General features: G+C 69.9%; 23 protein-coding genes. 13 read left to right on the forward strand and 10 right to left on the reverse strand.

Annotated features, from left to right (window positions below; genetic code table 11):
• The first annotated feature begins 38 nt into the window (after positions 1-38).
• Together deoC and deoA are read left to right on the forward strand one after the other, a co-directional pair.
• On the forward strand, positions 39-848 hold the full coding sequence (deoC, locus tag MKK58_RS23060) for a deoxyribose-phosphate aldolase (protein WP_409565299.1): 810 nt from the start codon (positions 39-41) through the stop codon (positions 846-848).
• On the forward strand, positions 845-2,158 hold the full coding sequence (gene deoA / locus MKK58_RS23065) for a thymidine phosphorylase (RefSeq protein ID WP_243915197.1): 1,314 nt from the start codon (positions 845-847) through the stop codon (positions 2,156-2,158). The genes deoC and deoA overlap by 4 nt, the downstream gene beginning before the upstream one ends.
• Before the next feature lie 12 nt (positions 2,159-2,170).
• Here the strand turns inward: deoA and MKK58_RS23070 are convergent, their stop codons facing one another.
• The 4 genes from MKK58_RS23070 to dnaK all read right to left on the reverse strand — a co-directional run bounded on the left by MKK58_RS23070 (position 2,171) and on the right by dnaK (position 6,734).
• Positions 2,171-2,530, reverse strand: coding sequence for a hypothetical protein (locus tag MKK58_RS23070; protein ID WP_243915199.1), 360 nt, complete (start codon positions 2,528-2,530; stop codon positions 2,171-2,173).
• Positions 2,531-2,643: 113 nt separating this feature from the next.
• Positions 2,644-3,282 (reverse strand): class I SAM-dependent methyltransferase, encoded by a 639-nt coding sequence (locus tag MKK58_RS23075; RefSeq protein WP_243915201.1) that lies wholly within the window; start codon positions 3,280-3,282, stop codon positions 2,644-2,646.
• A gap of 194 nt (positions 3,283-3,476) precedes the next feature.
• Positions 3,477-4,637 (reverse strand): molecular chaperone DnaJ, encoded by a 1,161-nt coding sequence (gene dnaJ / locus MKK58_RS23080; RefSeq protein ID WP_243915203.1) that lies wholly within the window; start codon positions 4,635-4,637, stop codon positions 3,477-3,479.
• A gap of 183 nt (positions 4,638-4,820) precedes the next feature.
• On the reverse strand, positions 4,821-6,734 hold the full coding sequence (gene dnaK / locus MKK58_RS23085; RefSeq protein WP_243915206.1) for a molecular chaperone DnaK: 1,914 nt from the start codon (positions 6,732-6,734) through the stop codon (positions 4,821-4,823).
• A 436-nt stretch (positions 6,735-7,170) separates the two neighbouring features.
• Between dnaK and MKK58_RS23090 the strand changes: the two genes are divergently transcribed.
• A complete protein-coding gene (locus MKK58_RS23090; RefSeq protein ID WP_243915208.1) occupies positions 7,171-8,142 on the forward strand; it encodes a hypothetical protein in 972 nt (323 codons plus the stop codon).
• Between the two features lie 21 nt (positions 8,143-8,163).
• Here the strand turns inward: MKK58_RS23090 and MKK58_RS23095 are convergent, their stop codons facing one another.
• Positions 8,164-8,787, reverse strand: a complete 624-nt coding sequence (locus MKK58_RS23095) for a YqgE/AlgH family protein (RefSeq protein WP_409565300.1) — start codon at positions 8,785-8,787, stop codon at positions 8,164-8,166.
• Positions 8,788-8,959: 172 nt separating this feature from the next.
• Between MKK58_RS23095 and MKK58_RS23100 the strand changes: the two genes are divergently transcribed.
• A complete protein-coding gene (locus tag MKK58_RS23100; RefSeq protein WP_243915216.1) occupies positions 8,960-9,442 on the forward strand; it encodes a peroxiredoxin in 483 nt (160 codons plus the stop codon).
• 124 nt (positions 9,443-9,566) lie between these two features.
• Here the strand turns inward: MKK58_RS23100 and thrB are convergent, their stop codons facing one another.
• The 3 genes from thrB to MKK58_RS23115 all read right to left on the reverse strand — a co-directional run bounded on the left by thrB (position 9,567) and on the right by MKK58_RS23115 (position 13,183).
• Complete coding sequence (gene thrB, locus MKK58_RS23105) at positions 9,567-10,532, reverse strand: homoserine kinase (protein WP_243915218.1); 966 nt, start codon at positions 10,530-10,532, stop codon at positions 9,567-9,569.
• A gap of 88 nt (positions 10,533-10,620) precedes the next feature.
• On the reverse strand, positions 10,621-11,622 hold the full coding sequence (ispH, locus tag MKK58_RS23110; protein WP_243915220.1) for a 4-hydroxy-3-methylbut-2-enyl diphosphate reductase: 1,002 nt from the start codon (positions 11,620-11,622) through the stop codon (positions 10,621-10,623).
• Between the two features lie 157 nt (positions 11,623-11,779).
• Positions 11,780-13,183, reverse strand: a complete 1,404-nt coding sequence (locus MKK58_RS23115; protein WP_243915222.1) for a PLP-dependent aminotransferase family protein — start codon at positions 13,181-13,183, stop codon at positions 11,780-11,782.
• A 130-nt stretch (positions 13,184-13,313) separates the two neighbouring features.
• On the opposite strand from MKK58_RS23115, the gene MKK58_RS23120 reads away from it, so the two are divergent.
• The 6 genes from MKK58_RS23120 to MKK58_RS23140 all read left to right on the forward strand — a co-directional run bounded on the left by MKK58_RS23120 (position 13,314) and on the right by MKK58_RS23140 (position 18,813).
• Positions 13,314-13,646 (forward strand): DUF1127 domain-containing protein, encoded by a 333-nt coding sequence (locus tag MKK58_RS23120; protein WP_243915224.1) that lies wholly within the window; start codon positions 13,314-13,316, stop codon positions 13,644-13,646.
• A 116-nt stretch (positions 13,647-13,762) separates the two neighbouring features.
• Positions 13,763-14,008, forward strand: coding sequence for a DUF4926 domain-containing protein (locus tag MKK58_RS23125; protein WP_243915226.1), 246 nt, complete (start codon positions 13,763-13,765; stop codon positions 14,006-14,008).
• The gene (locus MKK58_RS27180; protein WP_409565301.1) at positions 14,005-14,133 is read left to right on the forward strand and encodes a DUF6883 domain-containing protein; all 129 of its coding nucleotides are present in this window, start codon (positions 14,005-14,007) and stop codon (positions 14,131-14,133) included. The genes MKK58_RS23125 and MKK58_RS27180 overlap by 4 nt, the downstream gene beginning before the upstream one ends.
• Positions 14,134-14,656: 523 nt before the next feature.
• Positions 14,657-16,576: a monovalent cation:proton antiporter-2 (CPA2) family protein gene (locus MKK58_RS23130; RefSeq protein WP_243915228.1), complete on the forward strand. Its 1,920-nt coding sequence runs from the start codon at positions 14,657-14,659 to the stop codon at positions 16,574-16,576.
• Entirely contained in the window at positions 16,569-18,005 is a 1,437-nt protein-coding gene (locus MKK58_RS23135; RefSeq protein WP_243915229.1) for an MATE family efflux transporter, read from the forward strand. The genes MKK58_RS23130 and MKK58_RS23135 overlap by 8 nt, the downstream gene beginning before the upstream one ends.
• Positions 18,006-18,114: 109 nt before the next feature.
• Complete coding sequence (locus tag MKK58_RS23140) at positions 18,115-18,813, forward strand: spermidine synthase (protein ID WP_243915232.1); 699 nt, start codon at positions 18,115-18,117, stop codon at positions 18,811-18,813.
• A 41-nt stretch (positions 18,814-18,854) separates the two neighbouring features.
• Here the strand turns inward: MKK58_RS23140 and MKK58_RS23145 are convergent, their stop codons facing one another.
• The gene (locus tag MKK58_RS23145) at positions 18,855-19,142 is read right to left on the reverse strand and encodes a hypothetical protein (protein ID WP_243915233.1); all 288 of its coding nucleotides are present in this window, start codon (positions 19,140-19,142) and stop codon (positions 18,855-18,857) included.
• A gap of 337 nt (positions 19,143-19,479) precedes the next feature.
• On the opposite strand from MKK58_RS23145, the gene MKK58_RS23150 reads away from it, so the two are divergent.
• Complete coding sequence (locus MKK58_RS23150; protein ID WP_243915235.1) at positions 19,480-20,403, forward strand: hypothetical protein; 924 nt, start codon at positions 19,480-19,482, stop codon at positions 20,401-20,403.
• 13 nt (positions 20,404-20,416) lie between these two features.
• Here the strand turns inward: MKK58_RS23150 and MKK58_RS23155 are convergent, their stop codons facing one another.
• Positions 20,417-20,674, reverse strand: coding sequence for a DUF2934 domain-containing protein (locus tag MKK58_RS23155; RefSeq protein ID WP_243915237.1), 258 nt, complete (start codon positions 20,672-20,674; stop codon positions 20,417-20,419).
• Positions 20,675-21,033: 359 nt separating this feature from the next.
• On the opposite strand from MKK58_RS23155, the gene MKK58_RS23160 reads away from it, so the two are divergent.
• Positions 21,034-22,308 carry an efflux RND transporter periplasmic adaptor subunit gene (locus tag MKK58_RS23160; protein ID WP_243915240.1) on the forward strand — a complete coding sequence of 425 codons (1,275 nt, stop codon included), beginning with the start codon at positions 21,034-21,036 and terminating at the stop codon, positions 22,306-22,308.
• A gap of 35 nt (positions 22,309-22,343) precedes the next feature.
• Complete coding sequence (locus MKK58_RS23165) at positions 22,344-25,511, forward strand: efflux RND transporter permease subunit (protein ID WP_243915242.1); 3,168 nt, start codon at positions 22,344-22,346, stop codon at positions 25,509-25,511.
• Positions 25,512-25,514 lie beyond the last annotated feature (3 nt).

The following is a 25,514-nucleotide window of genomic DNA, read 5'->3' on the forward strand; positions in this document are numbered from 1 at the left end:
CTCGAGTCCAGGAATTCGATGACGGGGACGCCCACCACATGAAGACCGACGACATGACCCTGCCCGACGGGAGCCCGGAGGGCGCCGATGCGGACGCGGCGACCGCCCGGCGCGCCCTGCCCCTCCTCGACCTCACCGATCTCGGCGAGGCCTGCTCCGAGGCCGCCATCGACACGCTCTGCCGCGCGGCCCGCGCCAGCGCCGTGGCGGCGGTCTGCGTCTGGCCCCGCTATGTCGGCCGCTCGGCCCGCCTCCTCGGGGGCACGCCCGTGCGGATCGCCACGGTGATCAACTTCCCCGACGGGGGCACGGACATCGAGCGGGCGGTGGAGGACACCACGGAGGCGATTGCGGATGGCGCCCACGAGATCGACCTCGTGCTGCCCTACCGCGCGTTCCTGGCCGGTGACAGCGCCACGGCCCGCGCGATGGTGGCGGCTTTGCGCGAGGTCTGCGACGGGGACCGCCTTCTCAAGGTGATTCTCGAGACCGGAACCCTCGCGAGCCCGGACGCGATCACCGGTGCGAGCCGCCTCGCCATTGAGGCGGGGGCGGACTTCATCAAGACCTCCACCGGCAAGAGCCCGGTCTCCGCGACGCCGGAGGCGGCCGAGGCGATGCTGCTCGCCATCCGCGAGCACGCGGGCGGGCGCAGCGTGGGCCTCAAGGTCTCGGGCGGCCTGCGCGATGTGGCGGATGCGGCCCGCTACCTCGGCCTCGCCGACCGGATCATGGGGCCGGACTGGGTCTCGCCCCGCACGTTCCGCCTCGGGGCCAGCAGCCTGCACGCCGCCCTGGTGGCGGCCGCCGGCCCGAGGACGGCCGCCGGCCGGAGGACGGTCCGGTGAGGCTGCCGCAGGAACTCATCCGGGCCAAGCGCGACGGCGGCGAACTCGCGCCCGACGACATCGCGGCCTTCGTCGCCGGCCTGACCGAGGGCAGCGTCACCGAGGGGCAGGCGGCGGCCTTCGCCATGGCGGTGTTCTTCCGGGGCCTCTCGCTCGGCGAACGCGTGGCGCTGACCCGCGCCATGACCAGTTCCGGCACCGTGCTGGCCTGGGACCTGCCCGGCCCTGTCCTCGACAAGCATTCCTCCGGCGGGGTCGGCGACGCCGTCAGCCTCGCGCTCGCCCCCATGGTGGCGGCCTGCGGCGGCTACGTGCCGATGATCTCGGGGCGCGGCCTCGGCCATACCGGCGGCACCCTGGACAAGCTCGGCAGCATTCCGGGCTACGACGCGACGCCGGATCTCGATCGGTTCCGGCGCGTCACGGCGCAAGTCGGCTGCGCCATCATCGGCCAGACCGCCGACCTCGCCCCGGCGGACCGGCGCCTCTATGCGATTCGCGACGTCACCGGCACGGTGGAGAGCCTCGACCTCATCACGGCCTCGATCCTCTCCAAGAAGCTCGCCGCCGGCCTCGACGGCCTCGTCATGGACGTCAAGACGGGCTCCGGCGCCTTCATGGCGCGGCGCGCGCAAGCGCGGGACCTCGCCACCAGCATCGTCGGCGTGGCGCAAGGCGCGGGCCTGCGCACGGTGGCGCTGATCACCGACATGGATTCCCCCCTCGCCTCGGCGGCCGGCAACGCCCTGGAGGTCGCCTACACCCTCGACTACCTCACCGGACGCATCCGCGAGCCCGCCTTCCACGCCGTGACCCTGGCGCTCGCCGCCGAGATGCTGGTGGTGGGGGGGCTCTGCGCCGATGCCGCCGAGGCGGGCGCGCGCCTCGAAGCCGCGCTGGACTCCGGCGGGGCCACGGAGGTGTTCGCCCGGATGGTCGCGGCGCTCGGCGGGCCGACCGACATCCTGGAGCGGTCCGGCCATCACCTGCCGGCGGCGCCCGTCATCCGTCCCGTGCTCGCGGAAGCGGACGGCTTCGTCGTGTCGGTGGCGACGCGGGACCTCGGGCTTGCGGTGATCGGTCTTGGCGGCGGCCGCACCCGGCCGCAGGATGCCATCGATCCGAGCGTCGGCCTCACCGGCCTGCCCCGCGCCGGCGCCCGGATCGAACGGGGCCAGCCGCTCGCCACGATTCACGCCCGCGACGGGGATGCTGCCGACCGGGCCGAGGCGGCCGTGCGGGCGGTCTACCGGATCGATGCGGTCGCGCCGGCCGACAGGCCCGCGATCCTGGAGCGGATCGCGGGGTAAGCGTCCGGCGCGTCAGTAATCGTAGTGGCCGTGGCCGCGATGATGGTGGTGGTGACCGTGATGACGGTGGCCCCAGCCATGGTCGCGATGACCCCAGCCGCCGTGGTGGCGGTGACCCCAGCCGTGGTCGCGTCCGTGGCCGTGGTGGCGGTGACCGTAGCCCCGGTCGTGGTGGTGATGGCGGTGATGGCCCCAGCCGCCGTGATCGCCCCAGTACTGCACGGGGGTGGCGCCGGCCCGTTCGGAGAACGTGGGCTGCGCGAAGGCGGGGGCAGCTTCTGCGATCGTGGCGGCGCCGACGCTGCCGGTGATCGCCAGGGCAGCGACCAGGGCGCGGAAGCCCCGCACCGATCCGATCCGTGATGTGGTCATGAGAACCTCCCTGTCCATGCGCGCGGGCGCCATGGCGCCCTTGTTCCTGGAGCTAAGGCAGGTCCACTGAATGCGATCTGAGATCGCCCTTCATCTCGGGTTCGGATTCGGCCTCAGGGCCGGCGATAGACCCAGACCCGGGCGGGCGGCAGGTTCAGCCAGACCCGGTTCGAGCGACTGGCCGTGTAGGTGCCCGCATCGCACCGGGCTGGGATCGGCGGCACCACCGCGTAGGTGAACTGCACGAAGGGCGCGCTCGGATGCATCATCGCGTGGGCGGTGTTCAGCAGGTCGAGGCGCTGCTCCAGGGGCTTTGTGAAGAGCGGCAGGCTCGACACCATGGCGGCGGCCTTCTCGGCCAGCATCGTCCCGAGGGTCTCGCGGATGTTGTAGGCGTCGCCGCGCACGATGGTGGCGCGCGGAAAGCGCTTCTGCAGGAGCTTGCAGAAATCCGGGTTGTACTCGACCAGAATCAGCCGCTCCTGCTCGACGCCGCGCCGGACCAGGGCCTCCGTCACCGGGCCCGTGCCGGGGCCGAGCTCGATCACCGGGCCGCTCACGCGCGGATCGACGTAGGAAGCCATGGTGCGGGCGAGCATACGCCCGGACGGCGTGACCGCCCCGGTGACGAGGGGACGCTCGAACCAGGAACGCAGGAAGCGCGCCTCGTCCTCCAGCGGGTCCCGTCGCGTACGGTTGTTGGCACCGGAGGCGAGGTCGTCTTTGGCGCTGGAGCGGCGTAGCGGCGGCAAGACCCACTGTCCTCAGATCACGGGTTGGGAAGGAAAGGCTAGACGACGAACCTCTTCGGCAGTCAAGCTGGCATCCACGGGACGCAGTCGACCGGTCGGCGAGATCGGGCGGGCGGTGCCGGACCGCCACATCATAGAACCGGCTCGGCCGTCTTTTGATCCCTGGGCCAATCGATGCCCGGCCGGGAACACCATCACGTGCGCGCGGTGCCGCCGAAGGCCTCGAAGAAATCCTTGACCTTCGAGAAGAAGCCGGCGCTCTCCGGGTGGTTCTCATCCGATGCCGACTGGTCGAATTCCTGCAGAAGTTCGCGCTGCCGCTTCGAGAGATTCTGCGGCGTCTCGACGAAGACCTGGATGTACAGGTCGCCGACATCGCGCGAGCGCAGGACTGGCATGCCCTTGCCCTTGATGCGGAATTGCTTGGCCGTCTGAGTGCCGGCCGGGACGCGCACCTGCGTCTGCGAGCCGTCGATCACCGGCACGGTGATCTCGCCCGAGAGCGCCGCCGTCACCATGGAGATCGGCACGCGGCAGAACAGGTCGGCGCCGTCGCGCTGGAAGAACTCGTGCGGCTTGATCGAGAGGAAGACGTAGAGGTCGCCCGCCGGCCCACCGCGCAGGCCGGTCTCGCCCTCGCCGGCCAGCCGGATGCGCAGACCGTCATCGACGCCCGCCGGCACGTTGATGGAGAGGGTGCGCTCGCGGGTGACCCGGCCGGCGCCGCTGCAGGCGCCGCAGGGGTCGTCGATCATCTCGCCGCGCCCGTGGCAGTTCGGGCAGGTGCGCTCGATGGCGAAGAAGCCTTGTGCCGCCCGCACCCGGCCATAGCCGCCGCAGGTCTGGCAGGGGCGCGGCTTCGAACCGGCCTTGGCGCCCGAGCCCGAACAGACCTCGCAGGTGACCGAGGTCGCCATCTTGATGGTCTCGGCCTTGCCGGCGAAGGCCTCTTCCAGGGAGATCTCGAGATTGTAGCGCAGATCCGCGCCACGCTCGCGGCTCGGGCCACCGCGCGCACCACCCCGTCCGCCACCCGGAGCGGCCCGGCCGTCGCCGAAGAAGTTGTCGAAGATGTCCGACATGAAGTCGCCGAACTCGTTGCCGAAGCCCGGTCCGCCCCCCCCGCCCTGCTGGAAGGCGGCATGGCCGAAGCGGTCGTAGGCGGCGCGCTTCTGGCCGTCGGAGAGGCACTGGTAGGCCTCGTTGATTTCCTTGAACTTGAGCTCGGCCTCCGCGTTCCCCGGATTGCGGTCCGGGTGGTAGCTCATGGCGAGCTTGCGGAAGGCGACCTTCATCTCGCCGTCGGTCGCGGTCTTGGAGACGCCCAGGATCTCGTAATAGTCCCGCTTCGACATTCCCGTCCTCAAAGTCCCACGGCGTCCCGATTCGTCGCGGTGGCGCCGTCCCCGATCAAACCCAGCGGTCCTGACTCATTCGCCATGGAACTCATTCGCCATGGACCGCTCCCGCCCGCTGTCGGCAGGAGCGAGACATGACGCGGGGCCGGATCGCTCCGGCCCCGCGCTCAGATGAAGGCGTTATGCGCGCTTCTTCTGGTCCTTGTCATCGACTTCCTGGAAGTCGGCGTCGATGACGTCGTCCTTCTTGGCCTCGCCGGTGCCCGCCGCGGCGTCCGTCTCACCGGCCTGGTTGGCGGCGTACATGGCCTCACCGAGCTTCATCGAGGCCTGCATCACGTCTGTGGTGCGCGCCTTGATGACCTCCACGTCGTCGCCGTCCAGGGCCGTGCGGAGCGCCGTGATCGCGGTCTCGATGGCGCCCTTGTCGTCGGCCGAGACCTTGTCGCCGTACTCCTTGACCGACTTCTCGGTGGCGTGGACGAGGCTCTCGCCCTGGTTCTTCACCTCGACGAGCTCGCGGCGCTTCTTGTCCGCCTCGGCATTGGCCTCGGCATCCTTGACCATCTTCTCGATGTCGGCGTCGGACAGACCGCCCGAGGCCTGGATGCGGATCTGGTGCTCCTTGTTCGTCGCCTTGTCCTTGGCCGTCACGTTGACGATGCCGTTGGCGTCGATGTCGAAGGTCACCTCGATCTGCGGCATGCCGCGCGGGGCCGGCGGAATGCCCATCAGGTCGAACTGGCCGAGCATCTTGTTGTCGGCCGCCATCTCGCGCTCACCCTGGAAGACCCGGATGGTGACCGCGTTCTGGTTGTCCTCGGCCGTCGAGAAGGTCTGGCTCTTCTTCGTCGGGATCGTGGTGTTGCGGTCGATCAGGCGGGTGAACACGCCGCCGAGGGTCTCGATGCCGAGCGACAGCGGGGTCACGTCGAGGAGCAGCACGTCCTTGACGTCGCCCTGGAGCACGCCGGCCTGGACCGCCGCGCCGATGGCCACGACCTCATCCGGGTTGACGCCCTTATGGGGCTCCTTGCCGAAGAAGGACTTCACCACTTCCTGGATTTTCGGCATGCGGATCATGCCGCCGACGAGCACGACCTCGTCGATCTCGGAGGCCGAGACGCCGGCATCCTTGAGGGCCTTGCGGCAGGGCTCGATCGTGCGCTGCACGAGATCGTCCACGAGGGACTCGAACTTGGCGCGGCTGAGCTTGAGCGCGAGGTGCTTCGGGCCGGTGGCGTCGGCCGTGATGTAGGGCAGGTTGATCTCGGTCTGGGTCGCCGAGGACAGCTCGATCTTGGCCTTCTCGGCGGCTTCCTTGAGGCGCTGCAGGGCGAGCTTGTCCTTCGTCAGGTCGATGCCCTGCTCGCGCTTGAACTCGGAGGTCAGGTACTCGACCACGCGGTTGTCGAAGTCCTCGCCGCCCAGGAAGGTGTCGCCGTTCGTCGACTTCACCTCGAACACGCCGTCACCGATCTCGAGGATCGAGACATCGAAGGTGCCGCCGCCGAGGTCGTAGACCGCGATGGTGCCGGCCTTCTTCTTGTCGAGGCCGTAGGCGAGGGCCGCGGCCGTCGGCTCGTTGATGATGCGCAGCACCTCGAGGCCGGCGATCTTGCCCGCGTCCTTGGTGGCCTGGCGCTGGGCGTCGTTGAAGTAGGCGGGCACCGTGATGACGGCCTGGGTCACGGGCTGGCCGAGATGCGCCTCAGCGGTCTCCTTCATCTTCTGCAGGGTGAAGGCGGAGATCTGCGAAGGCGAATACTTCTTGCCGTCCGCCTCGACCCAGGCGTCGCCGTTGTCGCCGCGTACGATCGAATAGGGCACGAGGCCCTTGTCCTTCTGCGTCATCGGGTCGTCGTAGGTGCGACCGACGAGACGCTTGATGGCGAAGAAGGTGCGCTCGGGGTTCGTGACCGCCTGGCGCTTGGCCGGCTGACCGACGAGACGCTCGCCCTCGTCCGTGAAGGCGACGATGGACGGCGTGGTGCGCGCGCCTTCCGAATTCTCGACGACCTTGGGCTGCGTGCCTTCCATGACGGCCACGCAGGAATTGGTGGTGCCGAGGTCGATACCGATAACTTTACCCATGGTGGGATCCCTCTGTTGTCGTTTGGTCAAGCAGACCGCCGAGCCCCGAAGCAGCTCGGCCCATGGCTGTGCAAAACTGAATGTGTGAGAACGGGGTTGGGCACCGGTTCGCACCCCGGATCGGTACGGAGCCGGGTCTTAATCCCGCGTCTCGGCCGATATAAGAAGGGTGTCGCGAGGCCGCAAGGCGACGGCGCGCGGCGCTGCGCATCCGATCGTTCGGACCGGCGTTGACGCTCTGATGCGCTCGCTGGGTCGCGCCGGGGCGCCGCACGTGCTCTCGGCGGAGCCGCGCCAGAGAGTCGTGGACGAAGCGTTCGAGCGTGGCGTTCGCCCATTCGTGCCATGGCGCGGCTGTGCACACATGGTAAGTGTGTGGTGAAAGTGCTTGGCTGCGCATCCGTCCGCCTCCCCCGCCATAGGCCCGAAAGTCTCGATGCGTCTGTCCCGCGTACTTCTTCTGCCACTCCTGCTTCCGCCGTGCCTGGCGTCCATCTCCCAGCCGGCCGCCGCGCAGTCGTTCTTCGAGGAATTGTTCGGGATCGGGCGGGCCGCCAAGCCCCCGGTGCCGCCGCGCGGCGTGCCGAGCGCCCCCGTGGCACCCCCTCCGGGCGAGGCCCCGCCCCCGGCGGCGGAGGTCCCGAAGGCGCCGCCGGTGCCCCGCCAGCCCGTGGTGCTGAAGGCGCCCTCGGAGGACAACGTGATGGGCCAGGACCTGCAGCTCAACGGGCTCACGGGGAGCCTGAAGCTCGAGAAGTCCGGCGCCGGCACCACCGCCCGGATCACGCTGCCGGGCAACAAGATCTCGCAGCCCGTGGAGGCCTGCAAGGTTCCCCTCAACGGCGGCGCACCGGTGGCCGTTTCCGCGGAAGGTCGGCCCGAGGGCGTCGGCCGCTTCGAGGTGGCGGGCGGCGAGTGTCCCTTGCGCCTGGACGTGCTCGACGGGGCCGTGCTGGTGCGGGCGCTCTCGGGCTCCGTCTGCACCTTCGCGGCAGCCGATTGCGCCACGACGCCGACCGGCCTGTGGGGACCGCCCGCCGCGAGCCTGATCGCCCGTGCCGGCGAGTTCGAGGGCGCGCGGGGCGGCGCCGACCGGGCGGTGCGCGAGAACTACAAGCTGATGAGCCAGCGCCTGAAGGGACAGGACCTGCGCCCCGTGGTGACCGAGCAGGCGGCGTTCTCCTCCGACCGCGAGCAGCTCTGCCGAACCTATGCCCGCGAGGGTGCCCATGGGTTCTGCAACCTGCGCTTCACCGAGGCGCGGGCCCTGGCGCTCGCCACCCGCCTCGGCGTCAACACCAGCACGGCGGCGCCCACCGCCACGGCGACGACCCCGCGTCCACGCCGCAAGCCGCCGGTGGAGGGCATGAACCCGGATGCCGGCGGCTCGCCCTTCGTGGAGCAATAGGCGGTTCCGGGCGCACGGCCCTCAGCCGTGCCCGGCGCTCACCGACAGCATGGCCAGATCGATGCCGTTGTTGCGCAGCGTGCGCTCGTACTTGGCGTCCAGGGCCGTGTGGAAGATCATCTCCGGGTCGGCCGGGCAGATCAGCCAGCCATTGGCCAGGATCTCGTTCTCGAGCTGGCCCGCCTGCCAGCCGGCATAGCCCAGCGCCAGCACCGCGCTGGCGGGCCCATCGCCGGAGGCGATGGCGCGCAGGATGTCCACCGTCGCGGTCAGGCAGATGCCGTCGTCGATGATCAGCGTGGACTGGTCGATGTGAAAGTCGTCCGTGTGGAGCACGAAGCCGCGCTTTGCGTCCACCGGCCCGCCCATCAGCACCGGCATGTGGCCGACCCGCTCGCGCAGGCGGATCGCATCCGTCTCGCTGGCGATGTCGAGCTGGATCAGCAGGTCCGGCATGTTGAGGTCCGATACCGGCTTGTTCAGGATGATGCCCATCGCCCCGTCCGCCGAGTGGGCGCAGAGGTAGATCACCGAGCGGGCGAAACGGGAATCCGTGAGCCCCGGCATCGCCACCAGGAACTGACCGTCGAGATAGGCGGTGTCACCCATATGAGGCCGGGAAGCTCGGGGCCGGGAGGTCTGCATCCCCGCATGCTACGCGGGCGGGCGGCGTTGTCCAGGGCGCCGCGATGCGAGAGCCCCCGCGCTCCATTCACGCGAACTCGACAGGTCCGGCCCCGCGAGCTAGACGCAACCGCACGAGGCCGCCCCGCAGAGCGGGTGCCGGGCGCGCCCGCGAGCGTTCAGGAGACGACGGATGACGATCCAGGTTGGCGACCACCTTCCCCAGGTGACCTTCCGCGTGAGCGGCGCGGACGGCCCCGAGGCCAAGACCACCGACGACCTCTTCAAGGGGCGCCGCGTCGTCCTCGTCGGCGTACCCGGCGCCTTCACGCCGAGCTGCCACCGCAACCACCTCCCCGGCTTCGTGGAGAAGCAGGCCGAGATCAAGGCGCGCGGCGTCGACGCCGTGGCGGTGACCTCCGTCAACGACGTCTTCGTGCTCGACGCCTGGCAGAAGGCCAGTGGCGCCGAGGGCATCGAATTCCTGGCCGACGGCAACGCCGAGTTCGCCAAGGCCATCGGCCTCGACATGGACGGCGCCGGCTTCGGCCTCGGCCCGCGCTCGAAGCGCTACGCCATGCTGGTCGAGGACGGCGTGGTGCGGGTGCTCAACGTCGAGGATTCCCCGGCCAAGACCGAGGTTTCCGGGGCGGAAGCCTTGCTGAAAGTGATCTGAGCGAGGATCGCACCTACGTTCGCGCATCGCTCGGTGCGCGTCCCCTCGCCCCGCACGCGGGGACGAGGGAAATGCGCTCACTGGTTCGTGCCCCATGGACCGGACCCGGTGAGGCCGAGCCTCCCTACCCGCCCCAGCCGTAATCGGCCGCTTGCGTCGCCGTGCGGTGGAACGTCAGCCGGCGGTCGTATTCCAGCGGGTCCTTGGGCTGCACCAGGGCGCCGGGCGGCACGTCGAGCCAGTCCACGAGGCGGGTCAGCAGGAAGCGCAGGGCCGCGCCCCGGCACAGGATCGGCAGGGCCTCCACCTCGGCCGCGGTCAGGGGGCGCACCGCTTCGTAGCCGGCGATGAGGGCCGCGCCCTTGTCCCGGTCGAAGCTGCCGTCGGACTCAAAGCACCAGGCGTTCAGGCAGATCGCCAGATCGTACGCGAAGGCGTCGGTGCAGGCGAAGTAGAAGTCGATCAGCCCCGACAGGGCGTCGCCGATGAAGAACACGTTGTCGGTGAAGAGGTCAGCGTGAATCACGCCCGTGGGTAGGCCTGACGGCCAGCCGGCCTGGAGCACGGCGAGATCCCCGCGCACCCGCGCGGCGAGGCCGGGCGAGACCGTGTCGGCCTGGGCCTCGGCGCCGTGGAACAGCGGCCCCCAGGATTCCACAGAGAGATTGTTGTCCCGGCGCATGCCGAAATCGGCGCCCGCCGCGTGCAGGCCCGCGAGCGCGCCTCCCAGCGCCCGGCAATGGTCGATCCCGGGGCGCTTGACCGAGACGCCCTCCAGGAAGCTGACGATGACGGCCGGGCGGCCGCAGAGTTCGCTCAAGGACACGCCGGCCCGGTTGCGGATCGGCTGCGGACAGGCGAGCCCGCGCGCGGCGAGATGCTCCATCAGGTTGAGGAAGAACGGCAGGTCCTCGACCCGCACCCGCTTCTCGTAGAGCGTGAGGATGTAGGAGCCGGCGGTGGTGTGCAGGAAGAAGTTGGTGTTCTCGACGCCCTCGGCGATGCCCTTGTACGAGAGCAACGTGCCGATCTCGTAGGCGGAGAGGAAGGCGGTCAGCGCCTCGTCGGAGACCTCGGTGTAGACGGCCACGGCGCTTCGCTTAACATCTCGGGGGCGGAAAAAGGACAAGGGCGCCGAACGGCGCCCCTGCGGATGGTTTCGGCTGTGGGAACGGCCGTTATTCGGCGGCTTCGCTGCGCAGCTCGCGCGGCAACGGGAAGGACATGTCCTCCACCACCGTCGAGACCGTGTCCACCGTCACGGTGTAGCGGGCCGCGAAGGCGTCGATGATCTCCTCGACCAGCACCTCGGGTGCCGAGGCGCCGGCGGTGAGGCCGAGCCGGCGCACGCCCTCGAAGGCTGGCCAGTCGATCTCCTCGGCGCGCAGCACGAGGCGGGTGATCGGACAGCCGACGCGCTCGGCGACCTCGCGCAGGCGCTGCGAGTTCGAGGAGTTCGAGGAGCCGACCACGATGACCGCGTCGACCAGCGGGGCCACCTGCTTCACCGCTTCCTGGCGGTTGGTGGTGGCGTAGCAGATGTCGTCCTTGTGCGGTCCGGTGATGGTCGGGAACTTCTCCTTCAGCGCCGCAACGATGTGCCGGGTGTCGTCCACCGACAGGGTGGTCTGCGTCACCCAGGCGAGGTTGTCGCGGTTCTCCGGCTCCAAGGCGGCGATCTGCTCAAGGTCTTCCACCAGGGTGATCGAGCCCTTGGGCAGCTGGCCCATGGTGCCGACGACCTCGGGGTGGCCGGAATGGCCGACGAGCAGCACGTGGCGGCCGCGCTTGTGGTGGATCTCGGCCTCGCGGTGGACCTTGGTCACCAGGGGGCAGGTGGCGTCGATGGTGGTGAGGCCACGCGAATCGGCGTTGTGCGGTACCGTCTTGGCGACGCCGTGGGCGGAGAAGATCACCGGGGCGGAGCCGTCCGGAACCTCGTCGAGCTCGCGCACGAACACGGCGCCCTTCCGCTTCAGGCTCTCGACCACGTACTTGTTGTGCACGATCTCGTGACGGACGTAGACCGGGGGTCCGTAGATGGCCAGCGCACGTTCCACCACGTCGATGGCCCGCACGACGCCGGCGCAGAAGCCGCGCGGCGCGCAGAGCAGGATCTCCAGGGGGGGCTTCGCCGCATCGCTGGGGACGGGGGAGGTCGTCGGATTCGCGTCGCTCATGATAGCCGGGATGTGGCGAGGCGGGGACGCCCCTGTCAACCTGTCATAGCGGAAAACTCCGGCGCGGGCACCCATGGGCCCGCGAAACCGGGTCCGCGTGGCACACAGGACCCGGATTCCGTCCCGAAAACCGGCCCCGGGCCGTTCCGACCGGACCTCAAGCCGCGCATTCGGCCAGGGCGGCCTCCAGCATCGGGATCATGCGCGGATCGGCGCATTGGGCCACGTTGAAGCGCAGGAAGCTGTCGCCCAGCGACGAGGGGCTGAAGGCACCCCCCGGGGCGAGCACGAGCCCGCGGGCCAGGGCGCGCCGGGCGACGTCCGCCGAATCCACGCCCGCGGGCAGGCGCATCCAGAGGAAGAAGCCGCCGGCCGGCTCCAGCCAGGCCGTCAGCCCGCAGGCTTCCAGCCGGCGTAAGGCCGGCGCCATGGCCCGCGCGAGCTTTTCGCGGACCTCCCCGAGGTGGCGGCGATAGGTGCCGTCCGTGAGAAGGCCGTGCATCAGGCTCGCCGACAGGTGGCTGTTGCCGAGGCTCATGGCGAGCTTGAGGTCGATGAGCGGCTCCACCCAGTCCTCGCGCAGGGCGACGAACCCGCAGCGCACGGCCGCCGAGAGCGTCTTCGAGAAGCTGCCGACCTGGATCACCCGCTCCAGGCCGTCGAAGCCGGCCAGGCGCGGCGAGGGCTCGACCTCGAAATCCCCGAAGATGTCGTCCTCGATGATCAGGGTGTCGTGGGCCTCCGCGAGCTTGAGCACGCGATGCGCGGTCGCCGGCGCCAGGGTCGAGCCCGTGGGATTCTGGAGCGCGGAATTGATGAGGTAGAAGCGGGGCCGGTGCTCGGCCATCAGGGCGTCGAGGGCGGCGAGATCCGGGCCGGATCGCGTCAGCGGCACGCCCACGATCCGCGCGCGGTGGGCGCGCAGCAGGGCGTGGTAGTTGAAGTAGCAGGGGTCATCCACCAGAACGGCGTCGCCCGGTTCGAGCAGGAAGCGGCAGAGCAGGTCCACCGCCTGCGTCGCCGAATCCACCAGCACGACCTGATCCGCGCCCACCTCGACGCCCTTCTCGGCCAGGCGCCGGGCGATCTGCGCCCGCAGGGGCGGGAAGCCGAGGGGCTGGTCGTGCGCGACGAGGTTGGCTTCCCCGCCGCGTGCCAGCTGCCGCAGGCCCCGCCGGATCGCCGCGTCCGGCATCCAGGCCGCCGGGAGCCAGCCGGAGCCCGGCATCACGAGGTCCGGCCCCGCCTGCATGGACTGGCGGGTGATCCAGAGCGGGTCCACCGCCCGGTCGAGCTGCGGCCCCACGGTCTTCAGGCAGAGCGGGCGGGTCTTGCCGGCCACGTAGAAGCCGGAGCCCCGGCGAGCCACGATGGCCCCCTCGGCCCCGAGGCGGTCATAGGCCTCGACCACGGTGGATTTCGATACGCCCATGGCCTCCGCGAAGGCGCGCACGGACGGCAGGCGCGCGCCCGGCATGAGCTGGCGCCCCGCGATCCGCTCGGCGATCGAGGCCGCCACGGTCTCGACCAGGGTAGGGGCCGACAGGGGTGAGGCCTTCATCTGTCCTGCTCCTTGGACCGGACAATTCAGCCGAACCGTACTGGATTGTCCCTGTCGCTACCAGTCCCCGCCACGCATGGTCCCGGGATCGACGCCCCCTGAGACCGGGCGTCGGGCAGGGACATGCATCATGGGCGTCGTCACCACTCCGAGAATCACCTCCACGTGCCGGCACTCGGCTGCACCCACCAGCACCAAGGCGCGCCTCTTCGCCGGGACTTGGTTCGCCAGGGCCTGGCTCGGCGGGCTGATGGGCCGCCTCGCCGCCGGCGTATCGCGCGCCGCCATCAACCGCCGCGTGGTCGGTCAGCTCTCGCGGATGTCCGACCGCGAACTCCGGGACATCGGCCTCGTGCGGCAGGACGTCCTCGATTCCGAGATGCTGCTTCTGGAGGGCGACGCGTCGAGCTTCCTCGTCGGCCGCCGAAACGAGCGGTGGGGCGCGCGCCGTCGCAGTCTTTGACGAGCGCGGACCCGATGGAGGGTGGAGCCGATGGCCCGCAGGGACCTCGGCTTCTGTGCCGCGCGTTCGTTCCCGGGCGCCTTGCCAGAGCGGGGCCGACGCGTATCCTGACACGCATGTCGATCGAGACGCATTTTCTGCTCCGCAAGGACCAGCCCGGACTTCGGGACCTGGATGATGTGCTGCTGCTCGGGCCTGCCGTCGCCATGACGGGCGAGGCCATCGCGGCGGGTACGGAAGGCACCGTGGTCGGTGTTCTTTCAGGCGGCCTTGCCTATCTCGTCGAGTTTCCCCAGCCCATGGGCGCCATGGCGATGGTCACGGCCGACATGTTGTCGCTCGCGAGGGCCAGCGCTCGTTGAGCGACGGGCCTCCTCTTCCCGGCAAACTGACGATCCCGAGTGACAAGATTTCCCGGTATCTGCTCAATTCCGAGCATCCGAAGGGCGGTGCGAAAGCGCGGTTCTTCCGCAGCTTCGGTTACTAGCCCGACACTGCGGAAGACTTCGCATCCGCCGTCTTCGCTCAGGCATTGGCTTCACGCAGGTGGGAGGTCGTCCCGACGGAGTTCGGCGCCCGGATCGTGACTTGCATCGGCCGTCTCGCGACCCCTTCAGGTGAGACGCCATGGGTTAAAAGCGTCTGGATGGTCGGTCACGATGGCTCCGGGTCGCTCGTGACCGTCGTCCCTGACCACGACCCCGACCGCTGACGCGAGATGCGTCCACGGATCAGGACATTCGATAGACCGTTGCCGACGCATGGTTCCATCGGGTTTTGGCCACCGTGATCCATCCCAAGTGCTGATTCGCACGGCGGGACGCCCTGGGGAGCGCCGTCGTGTGCCGCCGACGTGACGTGGGGTTCCCCGATGGTTAAGACGGACCGCTCGGCAGGCTCGTATCGGATCCCATCGCGTTCGGCGTCTTCGGGCCGGGATACATCCTGCAGAGCAAAACATTCCATTCAAGACCTCTTCCAGCGCAAGACCCCTCCAGCCTCGGAGTCCCATGGCGAGCGCCGCGACCCACGTCAGCTTCCTGCCGCCCGTGCTGACGTTCCTGTCGGCGGCGGTGATCGGCGTGCCGATCTTCCGCCTCATCGGGCAGAGCGCCGTGCTCGGCTACCTCGTGGCGGGCGTGGTGATCGGGCCTTTCGGCTTCTCGCTGATCGCCGAGCCCGAGACGGCGGCGAGCGTCGCCGAACTCGGCGTCGTGCTGCTGCTCTTCATCGTCGGGCTCGAACTCCAGATCTCGCGCCTCGTCTCGATGCGGCGCGACATCTTCGGACTCGGCACCGCCCAGCTCCTCGTCTGCTCGGTGGCACTCGCCGGCGTCGGCATCCTGATGGGCGCCAAGCCTTCGGCGAGCCTCGTCATCGGCATCGCGCTGGCGCTCTCGGCCACGGCGGTCGCCCTGCAGCTCCTGGAAGAGCGCGGCGACATGGGCACGCCCTATGGCGGGCGCGCCTTCGCGGTGCTGCTGTTCCAGGACATCTCCGTCGTGGCGATCCTGGCGCTGATGCCGCTCTTCGCCGCGTCCGGCCCGAGCGGCGGCGACGGCTGGCTGCTCACCGCCCTGCAATCCACCGGCACGGTGGGCGCGGCGATCCTCGCCGTGGTGCTGGTCGGGCGCTACGGCCTCAACCCGTTCTTCGGCCTGCTCGCCGCCAGCGGCGCCCGCGAGGTCATGACGGCGGCGGCCCTCCTGGTGGTGCTCGGCACCGCGATGCTGATGGAGCATGTCGGCCTGTCGATGGCGATGGGCGCCTTCCTGGCCGGCGTACTGCTGGCCGAATCGAACTTCCGCCACCAGCTCGAGGCCGATATCGAGCCCTTCCGCGGCATGCTGCTCGGCCTGTTCTTCATGAGCGTCGGCATGTCGATCGACGGCGGCCTGCTCAAGGCCGAGTGGCCGACCCTGCTCGGCGCAACGGCGGGCGCGATCCTGCTCAAGGTCGCGCTGGTCGCCGGCCTGTTCCGCCTGTTCGGCTCGCCCTGGCTCGACGCGGTGCGGGGCGGCGCCATCCTGGCTCCGGCGGGCGAGTTCGCCTTCGTGCTGCTGCCGGCCGGCGGCGAGCTCGGCCTGATCGATTCGGCGAGCACGCGCTTCGCCGTGGCGCTGGCGGCCCTGACCATGCTGGTCGGCCCGGTGGCCGCCAAGGCCCTCGACACCGTGCTGGCCCGGCGTCCCGAGGGGCCGGAGGCCACGCCGGAGGCGATCGAGAGCACCGAGGCCCGCGTCCTCGTGGTCGGCTTCGGGCGCTTCGGGCAGATCCTGACCCAGGTGCTGCTCGCGGAGGGCATCAGCGTCACGGTGATCGACAAGGACGTGGAGCAGATCCGGAGCGCCTCCCGCTTCGGCTTCCGCATCTATTACGGCGACGGCACCCGCCTCGACGTGCTGCGTGCCGCCGGCATCGGCCGGGCCGAACTCCTGTGCGTCTGCGTCGACGATGGCGAGGCGGCCCTCAAGATCGTCGACATCGTGCACGAGGAGTTCGCCAGCGTGCGCACCTACGTGCGGGCCTACGACCGCATGCACGCGGTCGAACTCATGAACCGCGACGTGGATTTCCAGCTGCGCGAAACGGTGGAGTCCGCCCTCGCCTTCGGGCGCGCCACCCTGGAGGGCCTCGGCCTCAGCGCCGAGGCGGCGGCGGCCACCGCCGAGGACGTGCGCAAGCGCGACGTCGCCCGCCTCGTGCTGCAGCAGGCCGGCGCCGCGCCGGACGCCACGTTCTGGACGCGCGGTGTCTCCGAGATCAAGCCGGAGCCGTTGACGGAGCCGCAGCGGCCCTCCCGGGCCCTCAATGCCGAGACCCGCGGCATCATCGGGTCGAAGACGCGCGAGGCGGCCACGCGCACCCTCGAAGCGCCGGCCGCCCAAACCCCGGCGCACGCCGCTCAGGACGCCCATTCGGATGCCTGAGGCGACCCGAGACTCCGCGCGCTTCGTCCACGGCTCGATCCTGCGTCACGTGGTGACGATGAGCGCCACCGGCTCGGTGGGGCTGATGGCGATCTTCGTCGTCGACTTCCTGTCGCTGCTCTACGTCTCGAAGCTCGGCGATCCCAGCCTGACCGCGGCGGTGGGCTTCGCCACCATCGTCCAGTTCTTCGCCATCGCCATCAACATCGGCCTGATGATCGCGGCCGGTGCCCTGGTTTCGCGGGCGATCGGCGCCGGGGACGAGGCGGGTGCGCGGCGCCTCGCCACCTCCGGAACCATTCACGGCCTCGTGGTCTCGGGCGCCCTGATCCTCCTGATGCTGCCTTTCCTGCCGAGTTTCCTGGGCTGGATCGGCGCCGATGCCGAGACCATGCCGGTGGCGATCCGCTTCCTCTGGATCACCCTGCCCTCCAACCTCCTGATGGGGCCGGGCATGATGTTCTCCGGCCTGCTGCGCGCCGTCGGGGCCGCGCGCCGGGCCATGTACGTCACCCTCGGTGGAGCCATCGTCACTGCCGGCCTCGACCCGCTGCTGATCTTCGGGGCGGGGCTCGGCGTGGACGGGGCCGCCATCACCACCTGCGTGGCCCGCGCCACCTTCGCGCTGGTGGGCCTCTGGGGCGTGCGCCAGCACCGCCTCCTCGCCCGGCCCAGCCTGGCCCACGTGGTCGCGGACGCCCCCGTGATGATGCGCATCGCCCTGCCCGCCGTGCTCACCAACCTCGCGCCCTCCGTGGCCAGCGCCTTCATCGCGCACGCGCTCGCCAAGTTCGGCGCCGTGGCGGTGGCGGGCAACGTAGTGGTCGACCGCCTCACCCCCGTGGCCTTCGGGGGCCTGTTCGCCATGTCGGGCTCCATCGGCCCGATCCTCGGGCAGAACTGGGGCGCGGGGCGCTTCGACCGGATGCGCGGCGTGCTGCGCGACGGCACCCTGGTCACGGCCGCCTACGTCCTCGTGGTCTGGGTCGCCCTGGCCCTCGGGGCCGGGCCGCTGACGCGCCTGTTCGCCCTTCAGGGCCTGGCGGCCGAACTCTTCACGTTCTTCTGCCTCGTCAGCGGCGGCGTCTGGTTCTTCACCGGTCTGCTGTTCCTGGCCAACGCCTCCTTCAACAACCTCGGCTTCCCGTTCTACTCCACCGCCCTGAACTGGGGCCGCGCCACCCTGGGGACGGTGCCGCCCGCCCTCCTCGGCGCGCATCTCTACGGGCCGAAGGGCGTCATCGCGGGCGTCGGCCTCGGCTCGGTCCTGTTCGGTCTGGCCGGCATCGTCCTGGCCTTCCGCACCATCGCCACCCTGGAGCGCCGCGCCGTGCCTCCGGCGGCGGAGCGCGACGCCGCCGAGACCCCCAACGTAGGGCCTGACGCCACCCGTGCGGCCGCGCCGGCGCAATCCGGCGCCCTGGTCTGATCCGCGGGGCGTAGCCGCACGCGTGAGACTCCAGGGAGGCTTGAGCTTGACGCGGCCTCCGGTTTTGGCCGAGGCCTCGCGGCCACGCCGCGTCCGGAGCCTCACCTTGATGTCCGCGAGTCCCTGGGTTCACCTCGACAGCGCGCCCATCCCCGGGACGGGCACCACTCTCCACCTCCTGCGGCAGGACGAGGCCTTCTCGATCCAGGTGGGCAAGGCGGAGCTGATGACGAACCTGGACCGGCGCTCTGAGCAGGCGCTCGCGACGATGGCCTGCGCCCGCTTGTCGGATCGTCCGCGCGCCCGCATCCTCATCGGCGGTCTCGGCATGGGCTTCACCCTGCGCGCCGCCCTCGATGCCCTGGGGCCGGACGCCCGCGTGGTGGTCGCCGAACTCGTCCCGGCCGTGGTGGCCTGGGCGCGCGGCCCCCTCGCGCACCTGTTCGGAGACAGCCTCGACGATCCACGCGTCGAGATCGTCCAGGACGACGTGAACCGCGTGATCCAGTCGGGGCCCGAGCGCTTCGACGCGATCCTGCTCGACGTCGACAACGGCCCCTCGGGCATGACCCGGCGGGAGAACGACCGGCTCTACGACCGCTGGGGCCTGCGGCGCGCCCATTACGCGCTGACGCGCGGCGGCATCCTGGGTGTCTGGTCGGGCAAGCCCGACCGGCGCTTCAAGGCGCGGCTGCGCCTGCACGGCTTCACCGTCGACGAGGCACGCATCCATGCGAACGGGGGCCCTCTCGGCCCCCGTCACGTGCTCTGGTTCGCGGTCCGTCCCGAGGCCGCGATCGGGGCCTGACGCCGCCCTCCGGGAAAGGTCCCGTCGGCGGCGCCCGGTCGTCAGTAGCTGTAGCTGCGGCGGCCGGAGCCCTGGCCTGGGCCGTAGCCGGTGTCGCGGGGCTGGACCCGTGAGCCGTAATCGATCTCGCGCTGGCGCCGGGCCTGGCGGTTCGCGAGGTAGCGGCCGCCGAGGCAGCCCGCCACTGCACCGACGACCCCGCGCTCGGCCAGGTAATGGCCGGCGATGCCGCCGATGATGGCGCCCTTGATGCAGCCCTTGGCCTCCGCAGCCCCCACGCTGCCGAAGGTGAGGAGCGCGAGCGCCGATGCCGTTGCCATGATCCGCATGATGTTCTCCCAGCCGATGCCGGGAGGAAAACAGCGTCCCGCCCGCCCCGTTCCATGCCCGAACCATTCACGACGTCGCCGAGACCGGGGCAGTCGGAGTGGGAAGGCCCGGCTCCGCCGCACCACTGGGGATAGGCGGATGGATCGGGGATTAATCCCTGGTCTTCGGCATTTCCCGGCGCTGTGCTTTTTCAGGCGCAGGCAAGCTCCGCGCGCATGTGTCTAAGACATCGCGGGCGGTCGGTTCTTCCGGGACCGGTCGACCGGGGCGGGGTGGCGTTTCATGTCTTCGAATTGCATTGAGCCGGTTGCCGCTCACCTTGTCCGTGTGGCCGTGATGTCCCTCGCGATACTGGCGTTCCAGGGCGGGGACCCGGCCCGGGCCGGACAGGACGATGGGAAGGAGAAGCCAAGCTCGGGCGACAAGGGGCAGAGCTCCGCCAAGGACGTGGACACCGAGCACCTCTTCGGCTTCACCGAGGGGGCGGATGCCGGCGAGAAGGGCGAGCAGGAGGTCGTGGTCGACACCCTGTCCCGCTTCGGCAAGCGCGCCGCCGGCCCCGGCGGATCGCGCTACCGCGTCCTCGACACCAAGCTCGGCTACCAGTTCAACCCCATCGACAAGCTGAGCATCGAACTCGGCGCCTTCGGCAACCTGCGCACGTCCCGCAACATCGTCGGGCTCGACGACAAGACCTACGGCACGTTCGACGGCATCTCGGTGGAGGTGAAGTACCAGTTCCTGAAGGGCTCGGCCGAGCAGCCCCTGGGGCTTGCGGTGGAGCTGCGTCCGCGCTTCAGCCGGGTCCTGCCCATCGAAGGCAACGGCGCCGACATCTTCGACATGGAGAGCGTGCTCCAGCTCGATGTGCAACTCGTGCCGGACAAGCTCTGGTACGGCGGCAATCTCAGCTTCGAGCCGGCGGCGGGGCGCCAGCGCGGCAACGGCCCGGGCTACCGTTCCTCCACCCTGCTCTGGTCGAACGCCCTCGTCGCGCGGATCGGCGAGAGCACCTATCTGGGACCCGAACTGCGCTACCTGCGCGGCTACGCGGGCACGTTCCTGAACAAGCTGGAGAGCGAGGCCCTCTTTCTGGGGCCTGCCCTGCACCACCGCTTCACCGAGAAGATCTGGCTGACCGTGGCCTATGCGGGGCAGGTCTGGGGCCGGGACACCGCCCCCGACCTCACCGGGCGCAGGCTCGGCCTAGACCAGTTCGAGCGCCAGAACCTGCGCGTCAAGTTCGGCATGGAGTTCTGAAGGCCCGACGCGCTCAGGAGGCGATCCGCTCCAGCGGGACCTTAGCCTTCGCCGCCGTGCCGGGCTCCGCCGGGGCCGGGGCGGATTCGGGCTCCGGCCTGCCGGGCCGGCGGCGCCCTTCCCGTTCGGCCCGCAACTCCCGCTCGGCCATCAGCCAGAGTTCGATGCTGAACCCCTCCGGGCGATGATGGCGCTCCCACAGGTCGTAGGCGCGCTCGCGGATCTCCTCGAAGGTGATCTCTCGAGATGTGATGTCGGCGGGAGATGACATGGACAAGGACCCTGGCGGGCCGACGTTCTGGAGGGTGATCCGATCCGCGTCCCGTGACGAGGCCCTCGCGACGGTCGGCCCGGAGCCATCGCACGGAGGACACGAAGGTTCCTTCACACAGAGCAATTCCAGCCCGGTTCGCGTGTCGCACGCGCACGTGAAACAACCCGCGCGAATTCTCAGCGCCACGCCTTGTTTTCGACGCCAACCTTCATCAATGCGTCAGAGATCGACGCTACGCCCGGGCGTCAAACTCCTCCTGGAGCCCTTCGGCCGCACGGCATCGAACTGGAGTGCGGCCGTGCGCCGCGATCCCGCCGGTGCCGTCCGCGGCTGCGGCTGGGCATGAGATCCGTCGCATGAGTGAACACGCCTCCCCGCTGGCCCCGGTCACCGGTTTCCGGAAGCGCACGCAGGTCGCGATCCTGACGGGCGCGGTCCTGGTCATCGCCGGCGTCCTCTGGCTTCCCGGAACCTTCGCCGGAACCCCCGCCGGCACCCAGGCCGGGGCTGCGCCGACCAACGCGGCCAATTCGGCGCCTGCGCCCGCGCCCGGTGCCGATTTCGTCCTCACGGCGGACCAGCTTGCCGCCGTCACCGTGGTGCCGGTGGAGCAGCACCTGTTCTTCGAGGAGATCACCACCGAGGGCAAGATCGGCGTCGACGAGTACCAGGCCACGCCGGTCTTCTCGCCCTATCCCGGCCGCGTGGTCTCCATCTTCGCGCGCACCGGCGAGCGGGTGAAGAAGGGCCAGCGCCTGTTCTCCCTCCAGGCCAACGAGATGGTCCAGGCCCAGAACGACTACCTCGCCGCCCTGAACGTCCTGAACAAGGCGCGCTCCCAACTCGCCCTGTCGCAGGCGGCCGAGAAGCGCCTGCGCGACCTCTACGAATCCCGCGTCACCACCCTGCGCGAACTCCAGAACGCCCAGAACGACCTGACCTCGACCACGAACGACGCCCGCACGGCGGAGGTGGGCCTGGAGGCGGTACGCAGCCGCCTGCGCATCCTCGGCCTGCGCGACGACGAGGTCGCCAACCTGCAGAAGGGCTCGATCAACCCCGAGACGGCGATCAACGCGCCCCTCGACGGCACCATCATCCAGCGCAAGATCGGCCCCGGCCAGTATGTCGGCAGCGGCGGCGGCGACCCCTCCTACATCATCGGCGACCTTTCCAAGGTCTGGCTCATCGCGCAGCTGCGCGAGCCGGACGCGGCGCGGGTGGATCTCGGCGACCGCATCAAGTTCCGCGTGCTCGCCTTCCCCGAGCGGGTCTTCGACGGCCAGATCAACTTCATCGGCGCCTCCGTCGATCCGGCGACCCGCCGCATCACCGTGCGGGCCGACATCGACAACACCGAGAACCTCCTGAAGCCGGAGATGTACGCCAGCGTGCGCATCATCAACGAGCGCGAGACCGTGTCGCCCTCGGTGCCCCGCAGCGCGGTGGTGCTGGAGGGCCCCAAGGCGAGCGTCTGGGTCCTGGGCGCCGGCAACACGGTGCAGAGCCGCCGGGTCAGGCCCGGCATCATCGACGGCGGGAACATCGAGATCCTGCAGGGGCTCGCGGTGGGCGAGCGGGTGATCTCGCGCGGCTCGCTGTTCATCGACCGCATGCTGACGCGAAGCTGATCCGTCAGCGCACCACCCGCGGGGAAACACCCTTCATGAACGGTCTCGTCGCTCTCGCGCTGCGCCAGCGTGCGCTGGTGGTGCTCGCCTTCGTGCTCCTGCTCGTCTGCGGGCTGGTGGCGTTCCGCACCCTCAACATCGAGGCCTATCCCGACCCGACCCCGCCGATGATCGACGTGATCACCCAGGCCAACGGACTCTCGGGCGAGGAGATCGAGCGCTACGTCACGGTGCCCATCGAGGTCATCACCTCCGGCCTGCCCAACCTGAAGCAGGTGCGCTCCGTCTCCCTCTACGGCCTCTCGGACGTGAAGCTGCAGTTCGGGTTCGAGTTCAGCTACCGGGAGGCCGAGCAGCAGGTGCTCAATCGCCTCGCCCAGCTCGACGCCCTGCCCAACGGGGCCAAGCCCACCATCTCGCCCGTGAGCCCGATCGGCGAGATCTTCCGCTACAAGCTCACCGCCCCGGAGGGCTACAGCGTCCTCGACCTGAAATCCCTCCAGGACTGGGTACTGCGCCGGCGCTTCCGCGCCGTGCCGGGCGTGATCGACGTGATCGGCTGGGGCGGCAAGACCAAGACCTTCGACATCTCCGTCGATCTCGACCGCCTCAGCGCCTACGGGCTGACCCTCTCGGGCATCGTCAAGACCCTCAACGACAGCAACCTCAACGTCGGCGGCAACCGGATCAACCTCGGCACCCAGTCCGCCGTGGTGCGCGGCGTCGGCCTGATCCGCTCCACCGACGACATCGGCGATACCGTGCTGACGCAGTCGGGCGGCGCACCGGTGCTGGTCAAGGACGTCGCCACCGTCACCATCGGACACCAGCCCCGCCTCGGCATCGCGGGCATGAACGACGACGATGACATCGTGCAGGGCATCGTGCTGATGCGGCGCGGCGAGGAGAGCACGCCGACCATCGAGGCGGTGCAGGCCGAGGTGTCGCGCATCGAGGCCATGGGCCTGCTGCCGCCCGGCGTGAAGATCGAGCGGATCTACGACCGGGCCGATCTCATCGCGGTGACCACCCACACGGTCCTGCACAACATGCTGGTCGGCATCGTGCTGATCCTCATCGTGCAGTGGCTCTTCCTCGGCAACCTGCGCAGCGCCCTCATCGTGGTGGCGACGATTCCCTTCGCGCTGTTCTTCGCCGTCATCATCCTGGTGGTCAGGGGCGAATCGGCCAATCTCCTCTCCGTGGGCGCCCTCGATTTCGGACTGATCGTCGACGGCACCGTCATCATGGTGGAGGCGATCTTCCGGCGCCTGTCCGGCCACGGCGATCCGCCCGGCTATCGGTCGCCCCCCGGCCTGAAGGGCAAGCTCGCCCGCATCGTGGGGGCGTCGAGCGACGTCAGCCGCTCCATCGTGTTCGCCGCCATCATCATCGTGACGGGCTTCCTGCCGCTCTTCACGCTCACGGGCGTCGAGGGCCACATCTTCGGGCCGATGGCGCAGACCTACGCCTACGCGCTGCTCGGCGGACTCATCGCCACCTTCACGGTGACGCCCGTCCTCTCGGCCTACCTGCTGCCGGACCACGTCGAGGAGGTCGAGACCATCCTGGTGCGGACCCTGGAGCGGCTCTACCGGCCGGCGATCCGGGCGGCCCTCGGCAACCGGCTCCTCACCCTCGGCCTCGCGGCGATCCTGACCGCCGGCGTCGGCCTCGCCGGGCGCCAGCTCGGCCTCGAATTCCTGCCCAAGCTCGAGAGGGGCAACCTCTGGCTGCGCGCCACCATGCCGGCGACGATCTCGCTGGAAGAGGGCAACCTCTACGTCAACCGCATCCGCCGCATCATCGCGGCGGTGCCGGAGGTGGAGAGCGTGGTCTCGCAGCACGGTCGCCCGGACGACGGCACGGACGCGGCCGGCTTCTTCAACGGCGAGTTCTTCGCCCCCCTCAGGCCCACCGAGAAGTGGCGCGCCGGGATGACCAAGGAGCACATGCTCGGCGACCTCCTCGACAAGCTGCGCGTGGAGTTCCCCGGCGTCGAGTTCAACGTCTCGCAGTACCTCCAGGACAACGTCGCGGAGGCGGTCTCGGGCATCAAGGGCGAGAACTCCTTCAAGGTGTTCGGGCCCGACCTCGAAACCCTTACGGAGGTCGCCAACCGCGTGGAGGCGAGCCTGCGCAAGGTGCCCGGCGTCACCGATCTCGGCGTCTTCACCTCGCTCGGACAGCCGACGGTGCAGATCGACGTCGACCGCGTCCGCGCGGCCCGCTACGGCCTCACCCCCGGCGACATCAACGCCACGGTCCGCACCGCCATCGGCGGCGACAGCGCCGGAGACCTCTACGACAGCGGCTCGGACCGCCATTACCCCATCGTCATCCGCCTCGCCGAGCAGTTCCGGCAGAGCATGGCCTCGATCCGTGGCCTGCGCATCTCGGGGCAAGGCCCGGGCGGTGTCCTGATGCAGGTGCCCCTCAGCGAGGTCGCCCAGGTCGCCCTGGTCTCCGGGCCGGCCTACATCTACCGGGAGGGGCAGGAGCGCTACCTGCCGGTGAAGTTCAGCGTGCGCGACCGCGACCTCGGCAGCGCGATCCTGGAGGCGCGCGAGCGCGTGGCCAACGAGGTCAGCCTGCCGCGCGGCTACCGCCTCGAACTCGTGGGCGAGTTCAACAACATGCAGGGGGCACTGGCGCGCCTCTCCGTGACGGTGCCGATCGCGATCGGCCTGATCGCGATCCTGCTGTTCGTGAATTTCGGCTCCATCACCGACATGCTGCTCGCGCTGAGCGTCATCCCCATGGCGGTGGCGGGCGGCGTGCTCGCCCTCGTCCTCACCGAGACGCCCTTCAGCGTCTCCGCCGCCATCGGCTTCATCGCGCTCCTCGGCATCGCGGTGATGGACGGGATCATCGTGCTCTCGCACTACAATGGCCTCATCGCCGAGGGCGAGGAACGCATGCGCGCGATGATGCGCACCTGTCTGACCCAGATGCGCCCGGTGGTGATGACCTGCGTGGTGGCCGGCGTCGGCCTGTTGCCGGCGGCCTTCTCCAACGGCGTCGGCTCGCAGGTGCAGAAGCCGCTGGCGCTGGTGGTCGTCGGCGGGATGAGCCTGGCGCCGCTGCTCATCCTCCTCATCCTGCCGGTCCTGATCGTCACCCTGTCCCGGCGTCGTCCGGAGCCGCTGGTGGACCAGGACAGCGCCGTCGAGGCGCATGCGCCGGTGCAGGCAACGGTCTGAGGA

The organism is Methylobacterium sp. J-078, assembly GCF_022829285.1.
Lineage (GTDB): Bacteria > Pseudomonadota > Alphaproteobacteria > Rhizobiales > Beijerinckiaceae > Methylobacterium.

What these genes read in the sequence shown, in the direction of transcription:
- dnaJ (WP_243915203.1), bottom strand. Translation starts at nt 4,637, where the DNA reads ATGTCGAAGCGGGACTATTACGAGATCCTGGGCGTCTCCAAGACCGCG.
- MKK58_RS23095 (WP_409565300.1), bottom strand. Translation starts at nt 8,787, where the DNA reads ATGCAGACCTCCCGGCCCCGAGCTTCCCGGCCTCATATGGGTGACACC.
- MKK58_RS23115 (WP_243915222.1), bottom strand. Translation starts at nt 13,183, where the DNA reads ATGAAGGCCTCACCCCTGTCGGCCCCTACCCTGGTCGAGACCGTGGCG.
- MKK58_RS23070 (WP_243915199.1), bottom strand. Translation starts at nt 2,530, where the DNA reads ATGACCACATCACGGATCGGATCGGTGCGGGGCTTCCGCGCCCTGGTC.
- MKK58_RS23090 (WP_243915208.1), top strand. Translation starts at nt 7,171, where the DNA reads ATGCGTCTGTCCCGCGTACTTCTTCTGCCACTCCTGCTTCCGCCGTGC.
- MKK58_RS23140 (WP_243915232.1), top strand. Translation starts at nt 18,115, where the DNA reads ATGTCCGCGAGTCCCTGGGTTCACCTCGACAGCGCGCCCATCCCCGGG.
- MKK58_RS23100 (WP_243915216.1), top strand. Translation starts at nt 8,960, where the DNA reads ATGACGATCCAGGTTGGCGACCACCTTCCCCAGGTGACCTTCCGCGTG.
- MKK58_RS23120 (WP_243915224.1), top strand. Translation starts at nt 13,314, where the DNA reads ATGGGCGTCGTCACCACTCCGAGAATCACCTCCACGTGCCGGCACTCG.
- MKK58_RS23160 (WP_243915240.1), top strand. Translation starts at nt 21,034, where the DNA reads ATGAGTGAACACGCCTCCCCGCTGGCCCCGGTCACCGGTTTCCGGAAG.
- MKK58_RS23145 (WP_243915233.1), bottom strand. Translation starts at nt 19,142, where the DNA reads ATGCGGATCATGGCAACGGCATCGGCGCTCGCGCTCCTCACCTTCGGC.
- ispH (WP_243915220.1), bottom strand. Translation starts at nt 11,622, where the DNA reads ATGAGCGACGCGAATCCGACGACCTCCCCCGTCCCCAGCGATGCGGCG.
- MKK58_RS23135 (WP_243915229.1), top strand. Translation starts at nt 16,569, where the DNA reads ATGCCTGAGGCGACCCGAGACTCCGCGCGCTTCGTCCACGGCTCGATC.
- MKK58_RS23150 (WP_243915235.1), top strand. Translation starts at nt 19,480, where the DNA reads ATGTCCCTCGCGATACTGGCGTTCCAGGGCGGGGACCCGGCCCGGGCC.
- dnaK (WP_243915206.1), bottom strand. Translation starts at nt 6,734, where the DNA reads ATGGGTAAAGTTATCGGTATCGACCTCGGCACCACCAATTCCTGCGTG.
- deoC (WP_409565299.1), top strand. Translation starts at nt 39, where the DNA reads ATGAAGACCGACGACATGACCCTGCCCGACGGGAGCCCGGAGGGCGCC.
- MKK58_RS23130 (WP_243915228.1), top strand. Translation starts at nt 14,657, where the DNA reads ATGGCGAGCGCCGCGACCCACGTCAGCTTCCTGCCGCCCGTGCTGACG.
- MKK58_RS23125 (WP_243915226.1), top strand. Translation starts at nt 13,763, where the DNA reads ATGTCGATCGAGACGCATTTTCTGCTCCGCAAGGACCAGCCCGGACTT.
- MKK58_RS23155 (WP_243915237.1), bottom strand. Translation starts at nt 20,674, where the DNA reads ATGTCATCTCCCGCCGACATCACATCTCGAGAGATCACCTTCGAGGAG.
- MKK58_RS23165 (WP_243915242.1), top strand. Translation starts at nt 22,344, where the DNA reads ATGAACGGTCTCGTCGCTCTCGCGCTGCGCCAGCGTGCGCTGGTGGTG.